Source organism: Amycolatopsis sp. CA-128772, assembly GCF_002904295.1.
GTDB lineage: Bacteria > Actinomycetota > Actinomycetes > Mycobacteriales > Pseudonocardiaceae > Amycolatopsis.
The window spans coordinates 208,001-231,148 of record NZ_PPHG01000075.1 but is presented as its reverse complement, the minus strand read 5'-3'; the positions used below and the strand labels follow the sequence as shown (position 1 = coordinate 231,148).

Here is a 23,148-nt window from a genome sequence, read left to right as displayed (position 1 = left end):
CCTATACCGCGGGGTGATTTTCGAGATCACCGAGTTCGACGACGACAACCAGAGAAGCCCCGACGGGAAGCGCCGCGCCGTTGGTCACGCGGCGTGCGGACTGCCGGGGGGATGTGGAACCCTGACGAGGTGGCCAGTAGCCCTTCTCCGTCCCCGGCCGAGGCCTATGCGGCCTCCGCGCGCCGTGGGAAGTACCCCCAGCTGACGCGCTTCGCCGCGGAGGCGTCCTTCGAGTTCGACGAGTTCCAGATCCGCGGGTGCCAGGCCCTCGAGGGCGGTCACGGCGTGCTGGTCTGCGCGCCCACCGGGGCGGGCAAGACCGTGGTCGGTGAGTTCGCCGTGCATCTGGCGCTGGCCGAAGGCCGCAAGTGCTTCTACACGACGCCGATCAAGGCGCTGTCGAACCAGAAGTACGCCGACCTGGTGGCCCGGTACGGCAGCGACGCGGTCGGCCTGCTGACCGGGGACACCTCGATCAACGGCAACGCGCAGGTGGTGGTGATGACCACCGAGGTGCTGCGCAACATGCTCTACGCCGGCTCGTCGACGATCACCGACCTCGGGTACGTGGTGATGGACGAGGTGCACTACCTGGCCGACCGGTTCCGGGGTGCGGTGTGGGAAGAGGTGATCCTGCACCTGCCCGAGCACGTGCGGGTGGTGGGGCTGTCGGCGACGGTGAGCAACGCCGAGGAGTTCGGCGAGTGGCTGGTGGAGGTCCGGGGCGACACGACGGTCGTCGTGGACGAGCACCGGCCGGTGCCGCTGTGGCAGCACATGCTGGTGGGGAACCGGCTGCTGGACCTGTTCGCCGGGGACGACGTGCACGCGCCGGACGCCGAGCTGCGGATCAACCCGACGCTGCTGCGCCGGACGGAGGAGATCGGGCGGCAGTACGCCCCGGCGGGGTTCCGGGGTCCGCGGGGCCGGCGGGGTGCGCCGGCGCGGATGCCGCGGTTCCGGCCGCCGTCGCGGGTGGACGTGGTGGAGCAGCTGGATCGGGCGGGGTTGCTGCCGGCGATCGTGTTCATCTTCTCCCGCGCGGGTTGTGACGCCGCGGTGGCGCAGTGTGTGCGGTCGGGGCTGCGGCTGAACGGGCCGGGTGAGGTCGAGGAGATCCGGCGGGTCATCGAGGAGCGGACGGCGGACCTGCCCGAGGGTGATCTCGGGGTGCTCGGTTACTGGGAGTGGCGGGAGGCGCTGGAGCGCGGGATCGCCGGGCACCACGCGGGGTTGCTGCCGGCGTTCAAGGAGACGGTCGAGGAGTTGTTCGTCCGCGGCCTGGTGAAGGTGGTGTTCGCCACCGAGACGCTGGCGCTGGGGATCAACATGCCGGCGCGGACGGTCGTGCTCGAGCGACTGGTGAAGTACAACGGCGAGGCGCACGTCGACCTGACGCCGGGGGAGTACACGCAGCTGACCGGGCGGGCCGGGCGGCGGGGGATCGACGTCGAGGGGCACGCGGTCGTCGCGTGGCAGCCGGGGGTGGATCCGAAGCAGGTGGCCGGGCTGGCGTCGACGCGGACGTACCCGCTGCGGTCGTCGTTCCGGCCGGGCTACAACATGGCGGTCAACCTGGTGGCGCAGGTCGGGGCGGCGGAGGCGCGGGAGCTGCTGGAGCAGTCGTTCGCGCAGTTCCAGGCGGACCGGTCGGTGGTGGGGACGGCGCGGCGGATCGAGCGGAACAAGGAGGCCCTGAAGGGCTACGCGGCCGCGGTGACCGGTGAGTTCGACGAGATGCTTGAGTACGTCGAGCTGCGGGCGAAGATTTCGGCGCGGGAGAAGGCGTTGTCGCGGCAGAACACCGCGGTGCGGCGGTCCGGGACGGCGGAGTCGCTGGAGAAGCTGCGCAAGGGTGACGTGATCGCGGTGCCGGCGGGGCGGCGGGCGGGGCTGGCCGTGGTGGTGGATCCGGGGCTGGACCCGATCCGGGAGCCGCGGCCGGTGGTGGTGACCGAGGACCGGTGGTCGGGGCCGTTGTCGGTGGCGGACTTCCCGGCGCCGGTGGAGGCGCTGGGGCGGATCAAGCTGCCCAAGCACATCGAGCTGCGGTCGCCGCGGACGCGCCGGGACATCGCTTCGGCGCTGCGCAACGCCGGGATTTCGCTGCCGGGACGGCAGAAGCGGCGGTCGGGGGCGAACGAGGACGGCGAGCTGGCCGCGTTGCGGCGGGCGTTGCGGGCGCACCCGTGTCACGGGCTGGCCGAGCGTGAGGCGAACCTGCGGTGGGTGGAGCGGTACCAGCGGCTCGCGGCGGAGACGCAGCAGCTGGAGCGGAAGGTGGCGGCGACGACGCACTCGCTGGCGCGGGCGTTCGACCGGATCCTGGCGTTGCTGGGGGAACGCGGATATCTGGGGCCGGAGTCGGCCGGGGACGGCGAGGACCGGGTCACCAAGCACGGGCGGCGGTTGACGCGGTTGTACAGCGAGTCGGACCTGCTGGCCGCGGAGTGCATCCGGCATGGGGTGTGGCGCAACCTGAACCCGGCGGAGCTGGCGGCGGTCGTGTCGACGCTGGTGTTCGAGGCGCGCCGGGACACCGCGGGGGAGCCGCGGTTGCCGGGTGGTGCGGTGCCGGAGGCGTGGCAGGAGACGGCGCGGCTGTGGGTGGAGCTGACCGAGGACGAGCGGCGGCATCGGCTGGACCGGACGCGGGAGCCGGACGCGGGGTTCGCGTGGCCGGTGTACCGCTGGGCGCGGGGTGAGTCGCTGGAGAAGGTGCTGACGGCGGCGGAGGCGAACGGGCAGGAGCTGTCGGCGGGTGACTTCGTGCGCTGGTCGCGGCAGGTGATCGACCTGCTGGACCAGATCCGGGACGTGCTGGGCAAGGCGGATCCGGTGGGGGCGGCGGCGGCCGGTGCGGTGAAGGCGCTGCGCCGGGGTGTGGTGGCCGCGGGTGCGGCGTGAACTCGGTGTTAGCCCTGCTCGGTGGGTGAGCGTGGACGCGTGTGCTCGGGTCCGACCTGTGGTTGGATCGCCTGCGACACCGTGCGTGCGCGGCTTGCCGGTGTTTCGGGGTGGACGGGCATGAGCGAAGCAGGCGGAGGCAGACGATGAGCACGCCGTATGGCGGCAACGACCCACAGCAGCCCCAGTACGGGCAGCAGCCGGGCGGCGCGTACCCGCCGAGCGGTCCGCAGGAGCAGCCGCAGTGGGGGCAGCAGCCGCAGCAGCCTTCTTACGACCCGAACCAGCAGCAGTGGGGCCAGCCGCAGCAGCCCCAGTACGGGCAGCAGCCGGGTGGGTATGCGCCGCCGCCGCAGCCGCAGTGGGGGCAGCAGCCGCCGCAGTACGGGCAGCAGCCCGGTGGGGGGTATCCGCCGAGCGGTCCGCAGGCGCAGCCGCAGTACGGGCAGCAGCCGGGCGGGGCGTATCCGCCGAGCGGGCCCCAGGCGCAGCCGCAGTACGGGCAGCAGCCGGGGCAGTACGACTACGGCCAGCAGCAGTACCCCGGTGCGGGTGCGCCGGAGGGCGAGAAGCCGGCGAAGTCGAAGAAGGGGCTGCTGATCGGGGTCGTCGCCGCGGTGGCGGTGGTGGCCGTGGTCCTGTTCACCGGGTTCGTCGCGCCGGGGTTCCTGAAGACGCAGGTCTTCAACAACACCCAGATGCAGACCGACGTGCAGAAGCTGCTGACCGAGACGTACAAGATCGACGGCGTCACCGGTGTCACCTGCCCGGCCGAGCAGAAGGTGGCGGACGGGGCGAAGTTCGAGTGCACGGCGACGATCGCCGGCAAGCCGCAGCAGGTGCCCATCACGGTGAAGGGCGACGGCGGCAACTACGAGGTTTCGCCGCCCGTTTCGAAGTAGCGCGGTTTCCGGGCCCGGTCACCGGTTCTTTCCGGTGGCCGGGCTCCGGTGTCTCCGGAGATGATCCGGGGATGAGCGAGTTCGAGATCCGGACGCTGGGTGCCGGCGAGCACCGGGCGGCGAGCGACCTGTTCGGGAGTCCGTGCACTTCCCGCCGCCCGATGACGCCGAGTGGGCGCTCGCGGCGCGGTACTACCAGCCGGGTGGGGCGCTCGGTGCGTTCGATCCGGAGCTGGTCGGCACGGCGCGGTTCTTCGACGCCGAGCTGACGGTGCCGGGTGGGGCGCGGGCGCCGATGGCGGGGGTGACGTCGGTCGGGGTGCGGGCGGACCGGACGCGCCGGGGTGTGCTGCGGGCGTTGATGACGGTGCAGCTGGAGGAGTTCGCGGCGCGCGGGGTGGTGTTCGCGAACCTGCTGGCGTCGGAGGCGTCGATCTACGGCCGGTTCGGTTACGGGCTGGCGACGCGGTGCCGCACCTACAGCATCGATCGGCATCGGGCGCGGCTGCGGCCGGACGCCCCGGTGGGTGGTGAGGTCGAGCTGCTGGATCTGGACCGGGCGCTCGAGGTGTGTCCCGGTGTGTACGCCGGTGTGGCGCACCGGCCGGGGATGATGACCCGGCCGGAGGTGCTGTGGCGGCTGTACGAGATGCAGTGGCGTCGGCACGCGTCGCCGGTGAAGGCGGTCGTGCACCACGGTCCGGGCGGGCCGGACGGGTTCGCCGTCTACCACGTCGACGGGCTGCGGGAGCATCCGTGGACGAAGCACCTGGAGGTGCTGGACCTGTTCGCGGGCTCGGCGGCCGCGTACGCCGGGTTGTGGCGGTTCCTGCTCGGGATCGATCTGGTGGACCGGGTCGTCGCCCAGGCGCGTCCGCTGGACGATCCGGTCGAGCTGTTGCTGGCCGACCACCGCCGGGGGAACGTCGACCGGATCGGGGACGAGCACTGGCTGCGGCTGGTCGACGTGCCGGGGGCGTTGGGGGCCCGGGAGTACGGGCGGGCCGCGCCGGTGGTGCTGGAGGTGTTCGACCCGCTGCTGCCGGGCAACAGCGGGCGCTACCGGGTGACGCCCGACGGTGCCGGGCGCACGGACCGGCCGGCCGGGCTGCGGCTGGACGTGACGACGCTGGCGATGGTCTACCTGGGGACGTGGCGGCCGTCGGCGCTGGCCGCGGCGGGCCGGCTCGAGGTGCTCGATCCGGCGGCACCGGCGGCGGCGGACCTGTTGTTCGCGACGCGGGTGGCGGCTTGGTGCGGCAGTCATTTCTGAGGGGCGGGAAAACGGGGTGCCGGGTGCGGCGGCGGGCGGCAGGATCGGGAGGATGACCGGTTTCGACGTCCGCCCGATCACCGGCGGCGAGCGGCGCAGCACGTTCGACCTGCTGCGCCGGGCGCTGCACTCCCCGCGCGCGCCCGACGACCTGTGGGCCCGGGTGGGGGAGTCGTGGCCGGCGGCGCACAAGTTCGGGGCGTTCAGGGCGGGACGCCGATCGGCATCGTGAGCTCGTTCGAGACCGGGATCGCGGTGCCCGGCGGGCGGGTGGTGCGGGCCGGCGCGGTCGAGGGGGTCGGGGTGCGGGCCGACCGGACCCGCCGCGGGGTGCTCAGCGCGATGATGGCCGCCCAGCTGGCGGACTTCGCCGCGCGCGGGGTGCCGCTGGCGGTGCTGCACGCCAGCGAGCCGACGATCTACGGGCGGTTCGGCTACGGCTCGGCGGCGCTGGGCAAGACCCTGCGGCTGAGCCGGCCGGCGGCCCGGTTGCACGAGCGCGTGCCGGCCGCCGGCGACGTCCGGCTGCTCACGCCCGAGGAGGCGGTGCGGGAGATTCCCGCGTTGTACCGGCGGATCGGCCCGGCGCGGCCCGGCATGATCGAGCGGCCGGAGCTGTGGTGGCCGATCTCGCACGACCGGTACGTGGCCCCGGACGGCGGCCGGCTGGTCGCCGTCCACAGTGGACCGGACGGGGACGACGGGTTCGTCGTTTACGCCACGATCAGCCGCCGGTCGTTCGAGTCCCCGGACCACGGGGCGGTGCTGGACGTGCACGACCTGCACGGCGTGAGCCCGGCCGCCCGGGCCGCGCTGTGGCGGTTCCTGCTGTCGGTCGACCTGGTGTCGGCGGTGCACGCGCGGCACCGCCCGGTCGACGAGCCCGTCGCGGCGATGCTGACCGACCACCGGCACGCCGCCACCCTCGCCGTCGAGGACGACCTGTGGCTGCGGCCGGTCGACGTGCCGGCGGCGCTGGCCGCCCGTAGCTACCGCGCGGCGGCCCCGGTGGTGGTCGCGGTGGCCGACCGGCTGCTGACGGCCAACACCGGGCACTACGAGGTCGGCCCGGACGGCGTCCGGCGCACCGGCGCGGCGGCGGAGCTGGCCCTGGACGTCGACACGCTCGGGATGCTCTACCTCGGGCAGTGGAGCGCGACGGCGCTGGCGGAGACGGGCCGGCTCGAGGTCCGCGACGCGGGTGCGCCGGCGCGGGCCGACGAGCTGTTCACCACGGTGACGGCGCCGTGGTGCGGCACGCACTTCTAGCTGCCGGGCAGGGCCTTCAGGAGCCGCTCGACGGAGTTGCCGAGGTTCCACCGTTCGGCGAGCTCGGCGACCCGGTCGGGGTCGGCGGGGGTGGCGGGCACGGTGTCGGGCCGGGACTGCTCGACCGGCGCGTCGACCGCCACCCGGACGACGGTCGGGGCGACGGCGAGGTAGTCCGCGGCTTCCTTGAGCCGCAGCCGGGTCTTGAGCGGGACGGCGGAGTCCCCCGATCCGGCCGCCTTCAGGAGCGCCTCGAGCGACCCGAACTGCGTGATGAGCTTGGCGGCGGTCTTCTCGCCGATCCCGGCGACGCCGGGCAGCCCGTCGGAGGGGTCGCCGCGGAGGGCGGCCATGTCGGCGTAGGCGGGCCCGGCGGTGTCGCGGGGCAGGCTGTAGCGCTCGGCGATCTCGGCCGGCCCCAGCACCTCGGCCTTGGCCCACCCCTTGCCGACGTAGATGACCGACGCGGGCGACGGCTCGGCGCGCACCAGCTGGAACAGGTCCCGGTCGCCGGTGATGACCTCGACGGCATCGGTCTTTTCGCGGGTGGCGAGGGCCCCGATGACGTCGTCGGCCTCGTAGCCGGCGGCCTCGGCGGTGGCGAACCCGAACGCTTCGAGCAGGTCGAGGATGATCGGCACCTGCGGGGTGAGCGTGTCGGGCACCACTTCGACATCGGGGCCGCTGCCGGTTTCCTCGGCGACGCGGTGGGCCTTGTAGCTGGGCAGCAGATCGGTGCGGAACTTCGGCCGCCAGTCGGCGTCGAGGCAGCACACGAGCCGCGCGGGGCGCCGGTCGGTGAGGATCCGCGCGATGGTGTCGGCGAACCCGCGCACGGCGTTCACCTGCGTCCCGTCCGCGGCGCGCATGGAGTCGGGCAGGGCGAAGAAGGAGCGGAAGTACAGGCTCGCGGAGTCGAGCAGGGCAAGGGATCCGGTCACCCGCACAGCCTGCCACGCCCGCGCCGGGGGAGGTGGCACGACGCACCCGGGGAAGCTCGTCGCTACCCGGACCGTCGGTTCGCGTGCCCGGACAGTCGGTTCGCGTACCCAGGCGGTCGGTTCGCGTACCTGCAGGCGGTCGGTTCGCGTACCTGGAGGGTCGGTTCACGAGCCGACCCTCCAGGTGCGCCGGCCGACCCTCGGGGTACGCGAACCGACCCTCGCCGGGCTCGTCCTGCCCGCTCGACCCGCGCCGTTCTGCTCCGGCCGGGCGGGCGCGTCACCCGGCACGGCATGTCGTGGCCCCGGGCGGCGCCGCTCTCGCCGCCGCCCCACTAGGCTCGGCTTCATGTCGCGCCGATCCCTTCACACCCCCGCTCCCGATGCCGCCTCCCTTCGTGCCCGGCTGGACCGGGCGCGGGCTGCCGCGGCGGCGGCGGGCACCGATGCCCTGCTGATCGCGCCCGGCTCCGATCTGCGGTACCTGCTCGGGCAGGCCGGGGGGTCGTTCGAGCGGCTGACCACCCTCGTCGTGCCCGCCGAGGGCACGCCCGCGCTGGTCGTGCCGAAGCTGGAGGCGCCCGGATACGCCGACGTCCCGACCGATGAGCTCGGCGTCGAACTGCTGACCTGGGTCGACGGCGACGACCCCTACAAGCTGGTCGCCGACCGGCTCGGCAAGCCCGGGCGGGTCGCCGTCAGCGACTTCACTCCCGCGCTGCACGTGCTGGCGCTGCGGGCCGCGCTCGGGGAGGCCGAGCAGACGCTCGCCGGTCCCGTGGTGCGGGAGCTGCGGATGCGCAAGGACGCCGCCGAGATCGCGTCGCTGCGGGACGCCGGGGCCGCGATCGATCGCGTGCACGCCCGGGTCCACGAGTGGCTGCGGCCCGGCCGCACCGAGGCCGAGGTCGGGGCTGACATCGCCGCGGCCATCGTCGAAGAGGGCCACGTGCAGGCCGACTTCGTGATCGTCGGTTCCGGCCCGAACGGGGCCAGCCCGCACCACGACGTCTCCGACCGCGTCATCGAGCAGGGTGACGTCGTGGTCGTCGACATCGGCGGGCCGCTGCCGGCCGGCTACAACTCCGACTCCACCCGCACCTACGCCGTCGGGACACCGCGGGACGCCGACGTCGCCGAGACCTACGCGGTGCTTCAGCGCGCCCAGGCCGCCGCCGTCGCCGCGGTCAAGCCGGGTGTCACCGCCGAGGCCGTCGACGCCGCCGCGCGGGACGTCATCGCCGAGGCCGGGTTCGGGGAGTACTTCATCCACCGCACCGGGCACGGCATCGGGCTGGACGTGCACGAGGAGCCGTACATCATCGCCGGGAACGCGCTGCCGCTGGAGCCGGGCATGGCCTTCAGCGTCGAGCCGGGCATCTACCAGCCGGGCCGGTGGGGCGCCCGGATCGAGGACATCGTGATCGTGACCGCGGACGGCGTCGAGTCCGTCAACAACCAGCCGCACGAGCTCGTCGTGCTGGACGCATGACGACCGGCGGCCTGGAGCCGCTGGACCAGTCGATCGTCCAGGAGCTCGCGTCCGACGGCCGGCGCAGCTTCACCGACCTCGCCGAGCGGGTCGGGCTGTCGGTGTCGGCGGTGCACCAGCGGGTGCGCCGCCTCGAGCAGCGCGGGGTCATCCTCGGCTACACCGCGCGGCTCGACGGCGAGCAGATCGGCCTGCCGCTGACGGCGCTGATCTCGCTCACGCCGAACGATCCGGGTGCCCCGGACGACTACCCGCAGCGGATCCAGCACATCAAGGAGATCGAATCCTGCTACTCGGTGGCCGGCGACGAGTCCTACATCCTGCTGGTGCGCGTCCAGTCGCCGTTGGCCCTGGAGGACCTGCTGCGCCGGATCCGGGAGGCCGCGAAGGTGTCGACCCGCACGACGGTGGTGCTCTCTACGCCGTTCGAGGGACGTTCGCCGACGTTCTGACCGGCGGGCACGTCCGGTGACCGGGGCACTGGTACGGTAAAAGGTATGGCAACACGTAAGGTGACTCTTTCGCTGGACAGCGGGGCTCTGGAATTCGCCGAACGCGCCGCGAAAGCCCACGGAATCTCGGTCTCGTCCTGGCTGTCGAAGGCGGCCAGGCGCGAGGCGGTCCGCACCGGATACACCGCGCAGAAGCCGGAACCGGTCGTCGCGGAATCGGACGAGGCCGAGCGCAGCGCGGCGGAAAAGGATCTGCGTGCGCAGGGGTGAAGTCTGGACGTACCACCCCCCGACCGAACCGGCCCGGCAGCGCACCGTGGTGCTGCTGTCCTCGGACGGGGTGAACGAGTCCGAGCGGCCCTGGCTGCTCGGCACCGAACTGCTCGACCGCGACCCGATGGACATCCTCGGCGTGGCGATCGACGCCCGCTACTGGGTGTCGACGCTCAACCTGACCCGCCTGTACCGCCCGTGGTTCGACGAGCGGATCGCCGAGATCGACCAGGACGTTCAGGAACGGATCGACATCGCCCTGCGTGCCGCCCTCGACCTCTGAGGCTCACCGCCAGCGCGCCGAGGGCGAATCCCGCGCCGAGCACGCTGGAGCCCGTCCAGCCGGCAGCCGCGTAGACGGCCGTCGTCGCGGTGGCGCCCACGGCGGAGCCGAGCGAGTAGAAGAGCATGTAGCCGCCGATGGCGCTGCTGGTGCGGTCCGGGTGCGCCGTGGCCAGCAGGTGCTGGTTGCTCACGTGCACGGCCTGCACGGCGAAGTCGAGCGCGACCACCCCGGCCGCCACGAGCCACAGCGACCACGACGCCTGCCCGATCGCCGCCCACGACACGGCGAGCAGGGCGAGACCGCCGCCGGTGACGGCCCGGGTGAACCCGGCGTCGGCCCAGCGGCCCGCGCGGGTGGCGCCGAGCGCGCCGACCAGCCCGGCGAGCCCGAACAGGCCGGTCTCGGCCGGGCCCAGCCGCCAGGGCGCGGCGGCGAGCGGCAACGCCAGGCCGCTCCACAGCGTGCCGAACGAGGCGAACAGGAAGAACGCGATCAGCCCCCGCGAGACGAACAGCCGCTCGCGGAACAGCCCGGCCAGCGACGTCAGCGCGTCCCGGTACGAGGAACGCCCGGCGCGCGGGTCCGGCGGAAGCAGCTTCAGCACCAGGGCCGCCAGGATCACCAGCAGCGCGGCGAGCACGGCGTACACGCTGCGCCAGCCCCAGGCCGTGGCCAGGGCGCCGGCCGCGACGCGGGCCCCGAGGATGCCGACGACGACGCCGGAGGTCACCGCGCCGAGCGTGCGGCCCCGGTCCCCGGGCGCGGCGAGGGCCGCGGCGTAGGCGACCGTCGTCTGCACGACGACCGCGAACAGCCCGGCGACGGCCAGCCCGGCCAGCAGGACCCACGTCCGTGACGCGGAGGCGGCCAGCCCCGCGCCGGCCGCCGTCAGCAGCAGGTGACCCGCGATGAGCCGGCGGCGGTCCACCAGGTCGCCCCACGGGACGAGCAGCGCCAGGCCCGCCAGGTAGCCGAGCTGGCCCGCCGCGACGATCCACCCCAGCCGCGTCGCCGGCACGCCCAGCTCGGCGCCGATCGAAGCCAGCACGGGCTGGGCGGCGTAGATGCTCGCCACGGCCACCGCGCACACCGCGGCCGGCAGCACAGTCCGGTTCACTCCGCCCCCATCAGTAGCAGATTGCAACTGATTCGACCGTACGGCAGAATGGTTTCAAACAGCAACTCTTTCGGAGGCGTGGTGCCCGAGACCTGGACCGACCCGGCCTGCCCGGTGGCGCGCACGCTCGACCTCGTCGGCGACCGGTGGAGCCTGCTGATCGTCCGCGACGCGATGGACGGCGCCCGGGCGTTCACCGACTTCCAGCAACGCACCGGAATCGCCCGCAACATCCTCACCGACCGGCTCCGCCGCCTGGTCGACCGCGGCATCCTCGACCGCCAAGCCGCCCCCTCGGGCCGGCGGCCCGTCTACTCGCTCACCCCGGCCGGGCGCGACCTGTTCACCGTCGTCGTCGCCCTGCGCCAGTGGGGCGAACGCCACGCCTTCGCCCCCGGCGAGCCGCATTCGGTCCTCGTCGACGAGCACGGCGTCCCGCTGCCGCCGCTGACCCCGCTCGGCTCGGCCGGCACCCCCGCCGGCCCGGACACGACCACCGTCCGCAAGGCCGGCTGACGTCCCCGGACGGTCGGCCCGCGTACCCAGGCGGTCGGCTCGCGTACCTGGAGGGTCGGCTCACGAACCGCCCCTCCAGGTACGCGAATCGGCCCTCCGGGGACGCAAACCGACTCCGGGGGTACGCGAGCCGACCATCGGGGTCAGCGGGCCACGACCTCCGGGGCCGCGTGGAGCTTGCCGTCCGCGCCGGCCAGGCAGGCGGCGTTGCCTTCCTTGGCCGCGATGAACTCCGTCACGCAGTTCGCGATCGCCGCGTGGCCGGCGGCGTTGGGGTGGAACGACTCCTGCAGCGCGTGGCCGGCGCGCTCGGACCGGCCGAGGTCGGCCAGCTGCAGCGTCAGGCGGGTGAACCACTCCGTCGCCGGGTTCGCGCCGCCGCTGCACGCCTCGTGCTTGACCCCCGCCTTGGCCAGGTCCAGGAACCGCGCCCCGGTCTGCTGGGCCGCCGCCTTGAGGCCCGAGGACAGCACGCCGATGCCGGTCTGGGCGATCCAGCGCAGGTCCTCGGTGCGGAACGGGCAGCCGTTGAGACTGCGCAGTTCCTCCGGCAGGTCCGGGCCGATCGGCGCCGCGTAGGACTGCAGGATCAGCTGGTAGTCCGCCGGCACGTACCCGGCGCCGGCCAGCACCTTCTTCACGTCCGACACCGCGGCCGCCACCTTCGGCACCATCGCGTCCACTTTGGACTGCCAGGTCTGCTTCAGCGCGTCGCTGCACGACGGGCCGCCGGGGTTGAACCACGCCTTGAAGCACTCGGAGACCTGGCTGGAGAACTTCGGCTCGTCGTTGGCGCCCACCGCGATCACCACCGCGGCCACCCGGTGGTCCTTCACCAGCGCCGCCAGCTGCTGCGCCTGCGAACCTTCGGTCCACTGCTTGACGTCGCCGAGTGCGACCTGCTCGGCCGGCGCGCCGGAACAACCGAGGTTCACGTGCGCGGTGACGCCCGGCACGGCGATCTTCTCGACGAACGCGTGGGGGGAGCGGTGGCACCAGTTGCCGCCCTGGCCGTTGGTGGCGGCGGTGTACTGCCCCGCGCCTTCTCCGGACACCGTGCTGTCACCGAGCGCGACGACAGTCAGCGGGCCGGTGCCCGGTGGGCCCTGCCGCGGCTGCGGGCGCCCGGGCCGGCTTTCGGAGCCGAAGAAGACGAAGAACCCGGCCAGCAAGGCCACGCACGCGAGGACGAGGGCTCCCCAGTACCACCGAAGACGTCGCATCGCGGTCGATTCTACGGATCGGGTGATCGACTCCCGATCCGGACACCGTGCGTCATGGCAGCCAGGTCCGCACCAGCCGGACGAGCGACTTCGCCAGCGTGGCCACGTCGATTTCCCGGTCGCGCCGCCAGTGCCGGACCTGCTCGGCCGCCAGGGCCGCGAGCAGGACGTCCGCGGCGATCTCGGCGCCGGCCGCGCCGCCGGCGTCCAGCAGGTGCCGGCAGTGCTGCCGCCACAGCGTGTGGGCGCCGGTCCGGAACCGCGCGCCGGTCGTCGCGGTGTCCGACAACAGGACGAGGTCCAGCTGCCGGTCCAGCAGGTCCAGGTAGGCCTCGACGAACGCACCGAGCCGGTCCGCCGGCTCCGCGCCCGGGCCCAGCGGGGGCGGGCCGGTGAGGATCCGCTCCTGCAGGTCGCGTTCGCGCTGGTCGAGCAGGGCCATGGCGAGGCCGCCCTTGTCGCCGAACCGGCGGTAGAGCGTGCCCTTGCCGACGCCGGCGGCGCCCGCGACGTCGTCCATGGTCACCGCGTCGACCCCGCGTTCGGCGAAGAGCGCTTCGGCGGCTTCCAGCACCCGGATCCGGTTGCGGGCCGCGTCCGCCCGCTCGCGGACGGGGGCGCCGAGGATCGGCAGTTCGGCGGGCTGCGCCTGGCAGCTACTTTCCTAAACACCTACCGCACCCTCCACCCGGACGCCGAGATCGACGAATGGGACCTCTGGGACGGCTCCCTGCCCGCCTTCGGGCCGGCCGCGGCGCGCGCCAAGATGACCGTCTTCGGCGGCGGCACCCCGCAGGGCGAGGAAGCCGAAGCGTGGGCCGCGGCGCGGGCCGCGTTCGCCCGCTTCGACGCCGCCGACCGGATCCTGTTCAGCGTGCCGATGTGGAACTCCGGCGTGCCGTACGTGCTCAAGCAGTTCGTCGACGTCGTGACCCAGCCCGGCTGGGTCTTCGGTGTCGACCCCGTCACCGGCTACCAGCACCTGTTGCGGGGCCGCGGCAAGGGGGCCGCGGTCATCTACACCAGCGCGGTGTGGGGCCCCGGCCTCGGCCCGGAGTTCGGCGCGGACTTTCAGGCGCCGTTCTTCACCGGCCGGCTCGGCTGGACCGGCATCGACGACGTCACCGAGATCCGCTTCCACCCCACCCTCCCCGGCGACGCCGGGGAGACCGGCCGCATCGCCGCCGAAGCCGCCCGCGACACCGCCAAGACGTTCTGAGAGGACAGCCATGACCGACACCATCGACCGCGAAGCCGTCCGCGCCGGGCTCGCCGCCGGGGACCTCGTCCTCGTCGACGCCCTCCCGGAGTCCTGCTACGCAGCCCGGCACCTGCCCGGCGCGCTCAACCTCGTCGCCGACGACGTCGCCGCCAAGGCACCGGAGCTGCTGCCGGACCAGGCCGCCGCGATCGTCACCTACTGCTCCGACCCCGCCTGCGCCGACAGCGGCCAGGTCGCCGCGCAGCTGGAACGGCTGGGTTACACCAACGTCCGCAAGTACGCCGCGGGCATCGAAGACCGGGTCGGGCACGGGCTGCCGACCGAAAGCGGTCAGCCCGCCTGAGTCAGGTCGGTGTCGGCCGCCAGCCCGGCCGCGACGCCGGCGATCGCCCGCACCGCCGGGTTGTCGTTGCCCGGCAGCCACACCAGCACCGTGTGGGCCACCTCGCCGGCCAGCGGAACGAACACGACCCCGGTGCGGCGGAGGCTGTGCGAAGACCGGGCCAGCCGGGTCACCCCGACCCCCGCCGCGACCAGGCCGAGCAGCCCCTGCACGGTCGCGGCCCGCTGCACCACCCGCGGGGTGAAGCCGGCGGCGGCGAAGTCCTCGTCGTAGCCGCGGTGCCACGGCTCCCAGCTGCTGCGCGGGGTCAGCACCCACGGTTCGCCGGCCAGGTCGGCCAGCGCCAGCGACGCCCGCCCGGCCAGCGGGTGCCCGGCCGGCAGCACCGCGCACACCTCCTCGGTCAGCAGCGTCCGCGACACGAGGTCCGCGACCAGCGGCGGCCGGGTGAACGCCAGGTCGTACCGGCCCTCGCGCAGGCCGGCGACGAGCTCGGCGATCGACGCCTCGGCCGTCGTCACCGCCAGATCGGGGAACCGCTCCCGCACCGCACGCACCACCGGCGGCAGCAGGTAGTTCGCCGTCGTGGCGAGGAAGACGAGCCGGACGTCACCGATCTCGCCGCGCACCGCCCGCCCGAGCGTCGCGACGGCTTCCTCGGCGCGGGCGAGCACCGCGCGGGCCTCCGGCAGGAACAGCCGCCCGACGGCGGTCAGCCGGGCGCCGCGCGCGTCCCGGTCGAACAGCCGCGCGCCCAAGCCGCGTTCCAGCACGGTGATCTGCTGTGACAGCGACTGCTGCGCGATGTGCAGCCCGGCCGCGGCGCGCGTGAAGCTCGTTTCGTCGGCGACGGCGACGAAGTAGCGAAGCTGCCGCAGCTCAGGGGTCACAGGTTCAGACTGTAGCCGCGGCAGGACATCGGTGTTGGCGCGGCGGCCGTGATCGTCTCCAGGATGGAGAGGAGGAAACCACTGGGAGGAAACGACAATGACGAACACCGACGGCCGCGTCTGGCTGATCACCGGCTGCTCCGCCGGCTTCGGCCGGGAGATCGCGCTGGCCGCCCTGGCCGCGGGCGACCGCGTGCTGGCCACCGCCCGGCGCCCGGAAACCCTGGCGGACCTGCAGGCCCGCGGCGGCGACCGGCTCCGGGTCGCGGCCCTCGACGTCACCGACGCCGGGCAGATCGACGCCGCGGTCAAGACCGCGCTCGAGGCGTTCGGGCGCATCGACGTCGTGGTCAACAACGCCGGCAACGGCTCGGTCGGCGCGGTCGAAGAGCTCACCCTGGACGAACTCCGCGCGCTGATGGAGGTCATGTTCTTCGGCGCGGTCGCGGTCACCAAGGCGGTGCTGCCGCACCTGCGGGCGCGGGGCAGCGGCACGGTCGTGCAGATCAGCTCGATGGGGGGACAGCTGTCCCCGCCCGGCTTCGGCGCGTACTGCGCGGCGAAGTTCGCCCTCGAAGGCATCTCCGAGGCACTGGCCGCGGAGGTGGCACCGTTCGGCGTGCGGGTGCTGATCGTCGAGCCGGGCGGGTTCCGCACCGAGTTCGGCGGCGGCCGCATGCACCGGTCCCGCACGATCGACGCCTACGCGGTGTCGACCGGCGGAACGCGCGACGCGGTCGGGACCATGGACGGCACCCAGCCCGGCGACCCGGCCAAGGCGGCCGCGGCGATCGTGGCCGCGGTGGGCCGCGACGACGCCCCGCTGCGCCTCGCACTGGGCGCGGACGCCGTCGAAGCGATCCGCGCCCACCACGAGGCCGTCGCGGCGGACCTGGCCGCCTGGGAAGAGGTCAGCCGGGCGACCGCTCTGGACTAGGACTGCGGGTCCTGCAGCACGCCGAGGACGTTGCCGTCGGCGTCGGCGAAGGTCGCCACCAGGCGCCCGTTGCCGACGTCCTTCGGCGCGTCTTTCACCGTGGCGCCGGCCGCGGTCACCTCGGCGAGCTTCGCCTCGATGTCGTCGACGTGCCAGTACGCGACCGGCCCGGTCATGCCCTGCTGCGCCCCGTCGGGGACGAGCCCGATGTGCTGGCCCTCGACGTCGTAGCCGACGTAGTAGGGCGCGTCGGCCTGCGGTCCGGTGCCGAGCAGGGCGGTGTAGACGGCCTTGGCCGCGGCCAGGTCGGTGACGGGGTGCAGGACGGTCTTGATCCCCTGGGTGCTCATCGGCGGTGCTCCTGAAGTCGTGGTCTGCGGTACGTCGACGACGCTATGCCCGGCCCGCTGACCAGCGCTTCTCGATTCCTGATCGGTTCGAGCCGGTCAGTCCAGCAGGGCCGTGAGGACGCCGTCGAGGAGCCGGACGCGGCGGTCGGCGATGCGGTGGACCTCCTCGTCGTGCGTCGCCACGATCACCGCCGCTCCCTCCTCCGCGCACCGGCGCAACAGCCGCAGGACCCGGGGGGTCGATCCCGCGTCCAGGTGTGCCGTCGGCTCGTCCGTCAGCAGGACCCGCGGCCGCCCCGCCACCGCGCGGGCCAGGGCCACCCGCTGCTGCTGCCCGAACGAGACCTCCAGCGGGTACCGGTCGCCGAGCTCGCCGATGCCCAGCTCCTCCAGCAGCTCCGTGACCCGGGCCGCGACCGCCGACGGCGACGGGCGCGGCACGTCCGGACGCAGGCGCAGCGGGAGGGCCACGTTCTCCGCGATCGTCAGCTCGTTGGCCAGCCCGAGGGCCTGGGGCAGCACCGCGCACGTGTGCCACGACGGTGCGCCGCTGATCGGGACGCCGTCGAGCAGGACGCAGCCGGAGTCGGGGGAGTCGAACCCGCACAGCAGGGCCAGCAGCGCGCTCTTGCCCGACCCCGAACGGCCCGACACCGTCACCAGCTCGCCGGCGCCGACGCGCAGCTCCAGGCCGCGCAGCACCTCGATGTCGCCGCTGGGGTGGGCGAAACTGCGGCGCAGCCCGACCGCTTCGACCAGGGTCATGACCGGGGCTCCCGTTCTTCGACGCGTTCGAGCGAGCCCTTGTGCAGCCGGGCCACCCGCGCGCCGAGGTCGATGAGGCGTGCGTCGTGCGAGGCGGCCAGTACCGCGAAGTCCTGGTCCACCAGGTACCGCAGGGTGTCCAGGACCAGGTCGGCCGACGCCTCGTCCAGCTGCGACGTCGGCTCGTCGGCGAGGATCACCGTCGAGCGCGCGGCCAGCACGCAGCCGAACGCCAGGCGCTGCTGCTGGCCGCCCGAGAGCGCGGCGATCTTCCAGCCGCCCGTGCCGTGCAGGCCCAGCTGGCCGAGGATATCCTCGGCGTTGCAGTCGACGCCGGCGGCTTCGGCCGCGGCGTGCAGGTTCTCGGCCACGCTCAAGTAGCCCAGCAGGTTGTCGGCCGGGTTCTGGAACACCAGCCCCAGGTGGTGGCGCCGCAACGCGCGCCGCTCGCGGTGCTTGAGCTTGCGGACGTCGGCGCCCTGGAACGTCAGCGTGCCCCGCGCAGGCTGCTCGAACAGCCCCAGCACCCGCAGCAGCGTCGACTTCCCCGACCCCGACGGCCCGGCGAGCACGGTCAGCCCGCGCGCGGGCACGTCGAGGCTGACGTCGTCGACGCCGGTGACCACCCCGGCCGGCGTCGGGTAGTCCACGCCGATGCCGCGCAGGGAAAAGATGGGCTTCTCAGGCACGGATCAGCTCCGCGGTCCGGGCGGTGCGCACCGAGCGCACCGCGATCCAGCCGGCCAGCGCGACCACCGCCACGCCGATCACGACGACGGTCAGCACGAACGGCAGCGGATCCGGCAGCTCCGAGCGCGGCGCGAGGAACGTCGCCGGGTCGAACCGCGGCACCGACAGCCCCGCCACCGAAACCCCGCACACGACCCCGACGACGATCGCCAGCCCGCTCAGCGCCCCCAGCTCCATCAGGTGACTGGCCAGCAGCGTCCGCGGCCGCATCCCCATCCGCAGCACCAGCGCCCCGGCCAGGGCGTTCTGCCGCCGCCGGACCTCCACCGCCACCAGCAGCGCCAGGATCGCCACCACCCCGAGCACCGCGCCCAGCAGCGCCACGAACGAGAACGTCCACGACACCACGAAGAACGGCAGACCGTCCAAAGCGGACTCGCGGCTGATCCGGTTCGGGATGAACACCCCCGCCGCGCGCAACGCGGTGGTCGCCTCCGCCATCGGCGCCGTCGTCAGCACGCTCCACTTCGGAATGCCGTTCAGCTGCGCCCGGTCGAGCACCGTGCGCGAGACGACGTAGCCGGGGGAGGTGCCGATCATCGGGAACACCGGCAGGTCACCGGCGACGACCGCGTCGGGCAGGCCGTCGGGCAGCTTCTCGTTCTGCTTCGCCGTGTGCCCGACCCGGATCACCGGCGTGCCGCGCGGGTCCGGCCGCGAGATCTGCTCCAGCAGCCCGGCCAGGTCGTCCGCGGGGACGCGGTCCACCGCGGCGCCGCGGGTGAACGTCGCCGGGTCGACCACCAGCACCACGCTGCCGGTCCCGGTCAGCTCGCCGACCACGGTGCTGGTCCCGGCCAGCGACGCCGGCATCGCCACGTCGCCCATGCCGATCGGGCTGTCGGTGTCGAGGCGGGCGTTGCTGCCGACGAAGATCGCCGACTTCGTGTCGAGGGCCTCTTCCTGGCCGTTGGCGATCCCGATGCCGGTGGCCAGCGTGCCGATGGCCAGGGTGCCGATGACGAGCACCCCGGTCACCGGGGCGCGGGCGCCGGCCAGCCGCCGGATGGCCAGCTGCAGCGCCGGACGCGACCAGAACCGGGCCCGGTGCGAGGCGTGCAGGGCCAGCCACGCCAGCCGCGCGGTCAGCAGCCCCACCGTCAGCACCACGAACACCGGGTAGGTCAGGGCCAGCGGATCCACCTGCGGCAGCGGGTTGCCCAGCCGCGACGTCGTGCCGTAGTGCGCCAGCCGCGTCCAGCCCAGCCACGCCATGCCCGCCGTCGCCAGCTCCCACGGGAAGTACCCCAGCAGCCGCACCCGGTTCCCGCCGCGGCGCACCCGGCCCAGCTCGAACTCCCGGTGCACCCGCACCGCCACGACCGACGCCAGCAGCACCAGCGACACGACCAGGGTGGCGGCCGCGACGACGGCCGCGGTCAGCACGGCCGCCGGATCGGGCGCGCCCGGCGGCCCGTACACGCCCAGCAGCAGCCGCGCGGCGACCGCGCCGGCGGCGCCGCCGAGCAGGATCGGCAGGCCCAGCTCCGCCACGGCGAGGCCGCCGAGCGCCGCCGGGCCGCTGCCGCGCGCGGAGAGCAGCCGCAGCTGCGCGTGCCGCCGCTGGTACCACTGCAGCGCGACCGTGCCCAGGCCCGCGCAGCCGACCAGGACGCTGATCAGCGCCAGCGGCAGGATCGAGACGAACACGTTGTCCTGCGCCTGCCGGGCGATCTGCACCGAGCGTTCGAACGTCGGCACGTCGGCGGCGACCAGCGAGCCGCGGCCCTGGGCGGTCAGGTCGGCGCGGACGCCGGCGACGAGGTCGCGTGAGCGCTGCAGCAGGTCCTCCGCGGCGCTCAGCGTCGTGGGCGCCGGCTCGTAGAACGAGATGTGGAAGTACTGCATCGACGGCACGCCGATCGCCTTGATCGCCGTGTCGAAGGTGGCGCGGTCGGTGGCGAAGACGATCGAGTCGATCGGGTCGTCGACCAGCCGGTCGATCACCGCGCCGGACTGCTGCGAGCACCACCAGCGCGGCGGCGGGTCGAGCAGGTCCCGGTAGATCCCGGTGACCGGCGGCAGCGCGGCGCCCCCGATGCCCGGCTTCGTCCCGATCCCGATGTGCTCGGCGTCGGCGACGACGTTGCCCAGCCACCACCCGGGCGCGCGGGTGCCCTGCTGCAGCGTCAGGTTGTCCAGGCCGGCCTGGTCGCGGTAGGCGAGCCGGACCTTGTAGTGCGGGTCGCCGTTGAACTCCGTGCCGCGCAGCACGGTGGTGTACTGGCTCACCACCGGCGTGCCGAACCCGTGCGCGGCGGCGTGCCGCTGGACCGCGCCGGTCAGCACCGGGATGTCCGCGACCGCGATGTTGCCCTTGCCGAACATCGGGCCGTAGCTGTCGGGGCAGGTGATCCCGGTCTGGTACGTCACCGCCGCGCCGCCGGCCGCGGACGCCTGCAGGACCGCGGCCGTGCCGAGGAAACAGGCCAGCAGCGAGGTCACCGCCGCCACGATCAGCGTCAGCGGGCTGGAGAGGGCGGCCTTCGGGGCCGCCCGCCACGGCTTGGTCACTCTGTGTTGTCCAATCTTCCCCCACATCACCCGCATGGCCGCAGACGCTACCGTTCGGCCTGGAGGGTTGGAACGTTTTTGTTCCGATCGTTGCTCACCCCGTGTGTTCGCCCCCGGTTACGCCGCCGACTAACCGCGGCGGCCATCCGGCCGGTTTAGTGGTCTAGACCTTGACGGACAGATTGGTCTGATCCAATCCTGAAGGCGACCCGCCGTGCACCGCCGCCGCACGGCTCCCCGCCGGCACTGGAGCGCAGATGCGTCGACGCAGACCGTTCGCCCGAATGTCCGTTTTTCTGGCCCTGACCGCCGTTTCGGCCGGTTCCCTGGTCGCCGCGGCCGGAACCGCGCAGGCCGCCACCCCGCTGCCCGCCCACGTCTTCGCGCCCTACTTCGAAGCCTGGACCGGCGAAAGCCCGGCCGCGCTGGCGCAGCAGTCCGGGGCCAAGCACCTGACCATGGCCTTCATCCAGGCCGCCACCAAGGGCTCGTGCACCGTCTACTGGAACGGCGACACCGGCATGCCGATCGCCAACAGCACCTTCGGCGCCGACATCGCCACCATCCGGTCCCGCGGCGGCGACGTCATCCCGTCCTTCGGCGGCTACACCGCCGACAACACCGGCACCGAAATAGCCGACAGCTGCACCAATGTGGACTCCATCGCCGCGGCCTACGAATCGGTGATCACCACCTACGACGTCCCGCGGCTCGACATGGACATCGAGGACAACTCGCTCACCAACTCCGCCGGCATCGACCGCCGCAACAAGGCCATCAAGAAGGTCCAGGACTGGGCCGCCGCCTCGGGCCGCTCGCTGCAGATCTCCTACACCCTGCCCACCACCACCCGCGGCCTCGCCGACAGCGGCCTGGCCGTGCTGCGCAACGCCGTCACCAACGGCACCCGCGTCGACGTGGTCAACCTGATGACCTTCGACTACTACGACAACGCCGCCCACCAGATGGCCACCGACACCCAGACCGCCGCGAGCGGCCTGGTCTCCCAGCTCGCCGCCCTCTACCCGGGCAAGACCCAGGCGCAGCTGTGGGCGATGGTCGGGGTCACCGAGATGATCGGCGTCGACGACTTCGGCCCCGCCGAGACGTTCACCACCGCCGACGCCGCCACCGTCTACAACTGGGCCGTGTCCAAGGGCATCAACACCCTGTCGTTCTGGGCCCTGCAGCGCGACAACGGCAGCTGCCCCGGTGGCGCCGCGGCCGACAACTGCTCCGGCATCGCCCAGGACACCTGGTTCTTCAGCCACGCCTTCGAACCCTTCACCGGCGGCACCTCCGTACCCGGCAACGACTTCTCCCTCGCCGCGAACCCGGCGTCGGCGTCGGTGGACCCGGGCGGCTCGGCCTCGGCGACGGTGACCACCGCGGTCACGTCCGGCTCCGCCCAGCAGGTCACGCTCTCGGTCACCGGCGCACCCGCCGGCGTCACCGCGTCCGTCAGCCCCGGCTCGGTGACCGCGGGCGGCAGCGCGACGCTGTCGGTGAGCACCACCGCGGCCGCCGTCCCCGGCGTCTACCCGCTCACCGTGACCGGCGCCGCGGCCTCCGGCAGCCACAGCGCGACCTTCACCCTCACCGTCAAGGGCACCCCGCCCGCGGGCGGGGTCGTCAACGGCGGCTTCGAGACCGGCGCGCTGAGCCCGTGGAGCGCCCCCGGTGACGCGGTCGTCGCCTCCCCGGCGCACTCGGGCACCCACGCGCTGCAGGTTGTGCCCTCGGCGTCGGCGACCGGTGAAGCCGCGCAGAACGTGACGCTGGCTCCGAACCACGCCTACACCCTCACCGCGTGGGTGCAGGGCAGCTACGCCTACGTCGGCGTCCGGGGCGGCGCCACCGCCAGCGCCTGGACCTCGGGCAGCGGCTGGACGAAGCTGTCGGTGCCGTTCACGACCGGCGCGTCCGGGGCGGTGACGGTGTACGTCCACGGCTGGTACGGCCAAAGTGCCGTGTACGCCGACGACTTCGCCATCGGCTAGCCCTTTTTTCGGGGGTCCGGGTGGCGAGCCCCGGCCCGGGGCGGAGCCCCGGTTGACACAGCACTTTCGGCGGCGGTCCGGTTGGGCAAGACGGAGGTTGGCCGGGCCGCCGCGGGCCGAAAGACTGCGCGGGCACGATCTTTCCGCCCCCGCGAGGAGGAACCGATGCCGCACATCCCGCTCGACCCGCAGCTGCCCGGGATCCGGTCCCTGATGGCGTTCCGGCCCGAAACCGCCGTCCCGCTCAACCACCTGGCGCAGACCCTCCTGCGCGGCCCGAGCAGCCTCCCGGTCGGCGAGCGCGAGCTGATCGCGGCGGTGGTGTCCAACGGCAACGAGTGCCGCTTCTGCCACGGCAGCCACGCGGCGGCCGCGGCGGAAACCCTCGACGGCGGCCGCGAGGTGGTCGACGCGGCCTGCGCCGGCGTCGACGACGCACCGGTGGGGGAGAAGCTCAAGGCCCTGCTGCGGATCGCGCTCGCGGTCCGCGAAACCGGCCGCGCGGTGACGCCCGAGCTGATCGCGGCCGCACGGGCCGAAGGCGCGACCGACGTCGACCTGCACGACACCGTCCTCATCGCGGCGGCGTTCTGCATGTACAACCGCTACGTCGACGGGCTCGCCACGGTGGCCCCGGAGGACCCGGCGGTCTACGAGCAGATCGGCAAGGTGCTCGCCGCCGAGGGCTACGGCCGGTGAGCGCAGGTCCGGCGGCCCGGCGATCGG

General features: G+C 73.6%; 21 protein-coding genes and 2 pseudogenes. 14 read left to right on the top strand and 9 right to left on the bottom strand.

The window, feature by feature from the left end:
• Nucleotides 1-129 precede the first annotated feature (129 nt).
• The 4 genes and pseudogenes from C2L59_RS29720 (at nucleotide 130) to C2L59_RS29705 (ending at nucleotide 6,351) form a co-directional block, all read left to right on the top strand.
• Nucleotides 130-2,907 carry an RNA helicase gene (locus C2L59_RS29720; protein ID WP_103352820.1) on the top strand — a complete coding sequence of 926 codons (2,778 nt, stop codon included), beginning with the start codon at nucleotides 130-132 and terminating at the stop codon, nucleotides 2,905-2,907.
• Nucleotides 2,908-3,053: 146 nt separating this feature from the next.
• Nucleotides 3,054-3,809, top strand: coding sequence for a DUF4333 domain-containing protein (locus C2L59_RS29715; protein WP_103352819.1), 756 nt, complete (start codon nucleotides 3,054-3,056; stop codon nucleotides 3,807-3,809).
• A gap of 71 nt (nucleotides 3,810-3,880) precedes the next feature.
• Nucleotides 3,881-5,082 (top strand): annotated as a pseudogene (locus C2L59_RS29710) (GNAT family N-acetyltransferase).
• Between the two features lie 52 nt (nucleotides 5,083-5,134).
• Nucleotides 5,135-6,351, top strand: a pseudogene (locus C2L59_RS29705) (GNAT family N-acetyltransferase).
• Here C2L59_RS29705 and C2L59_RS29700 read toward each other — a convergent pair.
• Nucleotides 6,348-7,292 (bottom strand): 5'-3' exonuclease, encoded by a 945-nt coding sequence (locus C2L59_RS29700; protein WP_103352972.1) that lies wholly within the window; start codon nucleotides 7,290-7,292, stop codon nucleotides 6,348-6,350. The pseudogene C2L59_RS29705 and the gene C2L59_RS29700 sit on opposite strands and share 4 nt — an antisense overlap.
• A 349-nt stretch (nucleotides 7,293-7,641) precedes the next feature.
• Between C2L59_RS29700 and C2L59_RS29695 the strand changes: the two genes are divergently transcribed.
• From C2L59_RS29695 to C2L59_RS29680, 4 genes are read left to right on the top strand one after another with little or no spacing between them, the layout of a single operon-like run.
• Nucleotides 7,642-8,784, top strand: coding sequence for a Xaa-Pro peptidase family protein (locus tag C2L59_RS29695; RefSeq protein WP_103352818.1), 1,143 nt, complete (start codon nucleotides 7,642-7,644; stop codon nucleotides 8,782-8,784).
• Entirely contained in the window at nucleotides 8,781-9,236 is a 456-nt protein-coding gene (locus tag C2L59_RS29690) for an Lrp/AsnC family transcriptional regulator (protein ID WP_103342705.1), read from the top strand. Before C2L59_RS29695 ends, C2L59_RS29690 begins: the two co-directional genes overlap by 4 nt.
• 45 nt (nucleotides 9,237-9,281) lie before the next feature.
• Nucleotides 9,282-9,506 carry a hypothetical protein gene (locus tag C2L59_RS29685; RefSeq protein WP_103352817.1) on the top strand — a complete coding sequence of 75 codons (225 nt, stop codon included), beginning with the start codon at nucleotides 9,282-9,284 and terminating at the stop codon, nucleotides 9,504-9,506.
• The gene (locus C2L59_RS29680; protein ID WP_003092405.1) at nucleotides 9,493-9,792 is read left to right on the top strand and encodes a hypothetical protein; all 300 of its coding nucleotides are present in this window, start codon (nucleotides 9,493-9,495) and stop codon (nucleotides 9,790-9,792) included. The genes C2L59_RS29685 and C2L59_RS29680 overlap by 14 nt, the downstream gene beginning before the upstream one ends.
• Here C2L59_RS29680 and C2L59_RS29675 read toward each other — a convergent pair.
• Nucleotides 9,683-10,912 (bottom strand): MFS transporter, encoded by a 1,230-nt coding sequence (locus C2L59_RS29675; RefSeq protein ID WP_199199315.1) that lies wholly within the window; start codon nucleotides 10,910-10,912, stop codon nucleotides 9,683-9,685. The two genes, C2L59_RS29680 and C2L59_RS29675, sit on opposite strands and share 110 nt — an antisense overlap.
• 48 nt (nucleotides 10,913-10,960) lie before the next feature.
• Between C2L59_RS29675 and C2L59_RS29670 the strand changes: the two genes are divergently transcribed.
• The gene (locus tag C2L59_RS29670; RefSeq protein WP_103352816.1) at nucleotides 10,961-11,428 is read left to right on the top strand and encodes a helix-turn-helix domain-containing protein; all 468 of its coding nucleotides are present in this window, start codon (nucleotides 10,961-10,963) and stop codon (nucleotides 11,426-11,428) included.
• Nucleotides 11,429-11,571: 143 nt separating this feature from the next.
• Here C2L59_RS29670 and C2L59_RS29665 read toward each other — a convergent pair whose 3' ends face one another.
• Together C2L59_RS29665 and C2L59_RS29660 are read right to left on the bottom strand one after the other, a co-directional pair.
• On the bottom strand, nucleotides 11,572-12,651 hold the full coding sequence (locus C2L59_RS29665; RefSeq protein ID WP_199199314.1) for a GDSL-type esterase/lipase family protein: 1,080 nt from the start codon (nucleotides 12,649-12,651) through the stop codon (nucleotides 11,572-11,574).
• Between the two features lie 52 nt (nucleotides 12,652-12,703).
• On the bottom strand, nucleotides 12,704-13,225 hold the full coding sequence (locus tag C2L59_RS29660) for a TetR/AcrR family transcriptional regulator (RefSeq protein WP_233223774.1): 522 nt from the start codon (nucleotides 13,223-13,225) through the stop codon (nucleotides 12,704-12,706).
• Between the two features lie 69 nt (nucleotides 13,226-13,294).
• On the opposite strand from C2L59_RS29660, the gene C2L59_RS29655 reads away from it, so the two are divergent.
• Both C2L59_RS29655 and C2L59_RS29650 read left to right on the top strand, forming a co-directional pair.
• Nucleotides 13,295-13,870 (top strand): NAD(P)H-dependent oxidoreductase, encoded by a 576-nt coding sequence (locus C2L59_RS29655; RefSeq protein ID WP_103352970.1) that lies wholly within the window; start codon nucleotides 13,295-13,297, stop codon nucleotides 13,868-13,870.
• A gap of 10 nt (nucleotides 13,871-13,880) precedes the next feature.
• A complete protein-coding gene (locus tag C2L59_RS29650; protein WP_103352814.1) occupies nucleotides 13,881-14,216 on the top strand; it encodes a rhodanese-like domain-containing protein in 336 nt (111 codons plus the stop codon).
• Here the strand turns inward: C2L59_RS29650 and C2L59_RS29645 are convergent.
• On the bottom strand, nucleotides 14,204-15,106 hold the full coding sequence (locus C2L59_RS29645) for a LysR family transcriptional regulator (protein ID WP_103352813.1): 903 nt from the start codon (nucleotides 15,104-15,106) through the stop codon (nucleotides 14,204-14,206). The two genes, C2L59_RS29650 and C2L59_RS29645, sit on opposite strands and share 13 nt — an antisense overlap.
• Nucleotides 15,107-15,203: 97 nt before the next feature.
• On the opposite strand from C2L59_RS29645, the gene C2L59_RS29640 reads away from it, so the two are divergent.
• On the top strand, nucleotides 15,204-16,043 hold the full coding sequence (locus tag C2L59_RS29640; RefSeq protein WP_103352812.1) for an oxidoreductase: 840 nt from the start codon (nucleotides 15,204-15,206) through the stop codon (nucleotides 16,041-16,043).
• On the opposite strand, the gene C2L59_RS29635 is transcribed toward C2L59_RS29640, so the two are convergent.
• The 4 genes from C2L59_RS29635 to C2L59_RS29620 all read right to left on the bottom strand — a co-directional run bounded on the left by C2L59_RS29635 (nucleotide 16,040) and on the right by C2L59_RS29620 (nucleotide 20,422).
• Nucleotides 16,040-16,393 carry a VOC family protein gene (locus C2L59_RS29635; protein WP_103352811.1) on the bottom strand — a complete coding sequence of 118 codons (354 nt, stop codon included), beginning with the start codon at nucleotides 16,391-16,393 and terminating at the stop codon, nucleotides 16,040-16,042. The genes C2L59_RS29640 and C2L59_RS29635 overlap by 4 nt on opposite strands.
• A gap of 96 nt (nucleotides 16,394-16,489) precedes the next feature.
• Nucleotides 16,490-17,158: an ABC transporter ATP-binding protein gene (locus C2L59_RS29630; protein ID WP_103352810.1), complete on the bottom strand. Its 669-nt coding sequence runs from the start codon at nucleotides 17,156-17,158 to the stop codon at nucleotides 16,490-16,492.
• Complete coding sequence (locus C2L59_RS29625) at nucleotides 17,155-17,847, bottom strand: ABC transporter ATP-binding protein (protein WP_103352809.1); 693 nt, start codon at nucleotides 17,845-17,847, stop codon at nucleotides 17,155-17,157. The genes C2L59_RS29630 and C2L59_RS29625 overlap by 4 nt, the downstream gene beginning before the upstream one ends.
• Complete coding sequence (locus tag C2L59_RS29620) at nucleotides 17,840-20,422, bottom strand: FtsX-like permease family protein (protein WP_103352808.1); 2,583 nt, start codon at nucleotides 20,420-20,422, stop codon at nucleotides 17,840-17,842. The genes C2L59_RS29625 and C2L59_RS29620 overlap by 8 nt, the downstream gene beginning before the upstream one ends.
• A gap of 284 nt (nucleotides 20,423-20,706) precedes the next feature.
• Between C2L59_RS29620 and C2L59_RS29615 the strand changes: the two genes are divergently transcribed.
• A complete protein-coding gene (locus C2L59_RS29615; protein WP_103352807.1) occupies nucleotides 20,707-22,422 on the top strand; it encodes a glycosyl hydrolase family 18 protein in 1,716 nt (571 codons plus the stop codon).
• Between the two features lie 165 nt (nucleotides 22,423-22,587).
• Complete coding sequence (locus C2L59_RS29610; protein WP_103352806.1) at nucleotides 22,588-23,121, top strand: carboxymuconolactone decarboxylase family protein; 534 nt, start codon at nucleotides 22,588-22,590, stop codon at nucleotides 23,119-23,121.
• Nucleotides 23,122-23,148 lie beyond the last annotated feature (27 nt).

Excerpts from the sequence above, each read along its gene's own strand:
- C2L59_RS29715 (WP_103352819.1), top strand. The coding sequence starts at position 3,054 with ATGAGCACGCCGTATGGCGGCAACGACCCACAGCAGCCCCAGTACGGG.
- C2L59_RS29695 (WP_103352818.1), top strand. The coding sequence starts at position 7,642 with ATGTCGCGCCGATCCCTTCACACCCCCGCTCCCGATGCCGCCTCCCTT.
- C2L59_RS29690 (WP_103342705.1), top strand. The coding sequence starts at position 8,781 with ATGACGACCGGCGGCCTGGAGCCGCTGGACCAGTCGATCGTCCAGGAG.
- C2L59_RS29685 (WP_103352817.1), top strand. The coding sequence starts at position 9,282 with ATGGCAACACGTAAGGTGACTCTTTCGCTGGACAGCGGGGCTCTGGAA.
- C2L59_RS29670 (WP_103352816.1), top strand. The coding sequence starts at position 10,961 with ATGGTTTCAAACAGCAACTCTTTCGGAGGCGTGGTGCCCGAGACCTGG.
- C2L59_RS29665 (WP_199199314.1), bottom strand. The coding sequence starts at position 12,651 with ATGCGACGTCTTCGGTGGTACTGGGGAGCCCTCGTCCTCGCGTGCGTG.
- C2L59_RS29650 (WP_103352814.1), top strand. The coding sequence starts at position 13,881 with ATGACCGACACCATCGACCGCGAAGCCGTCCGCGCCGGGCTCGCCGCC.
- C2L59_RS29640 (WP_103352812.1), top strand. The coding sequence starts at position 15,204 with ATGACGAACACCGACGGCCGCGTCTGGCTGATCACCGGCTGCTCCGCC.
- C2L59_RS29635 (WP_103352811.1), bottom strand. The coding sequence starts at position 16,393 with ATGAGCACCCAGGGGATCAAGACCGTCCTGCACCCCGTCACCGACCTG.
- C2L59_RS29630 (WP_103352810.1), bottom strand. The coding sequence starts at position 17,158 with ATGACCCTGGTCGAAGCGGTCGGGCTGCGCCGCAGTTTCGCCCACCCC.
- C2L59_RS29615 (WP_103352807.1), top strand. The coding sequence starts at position 20,707 with ATGTCCGTTTTTCTGGCCCTGACCGCCGTTTCGGCCGGTTCCCTGGTC.
- C2L59_RS29610 (WP_103352806.1), top strand. The coding sequence starts at position 22,588 with ATGCCGCACATCCCGCTCGACCCGCAGCTGCCCGGGATCCGGTCCCTG.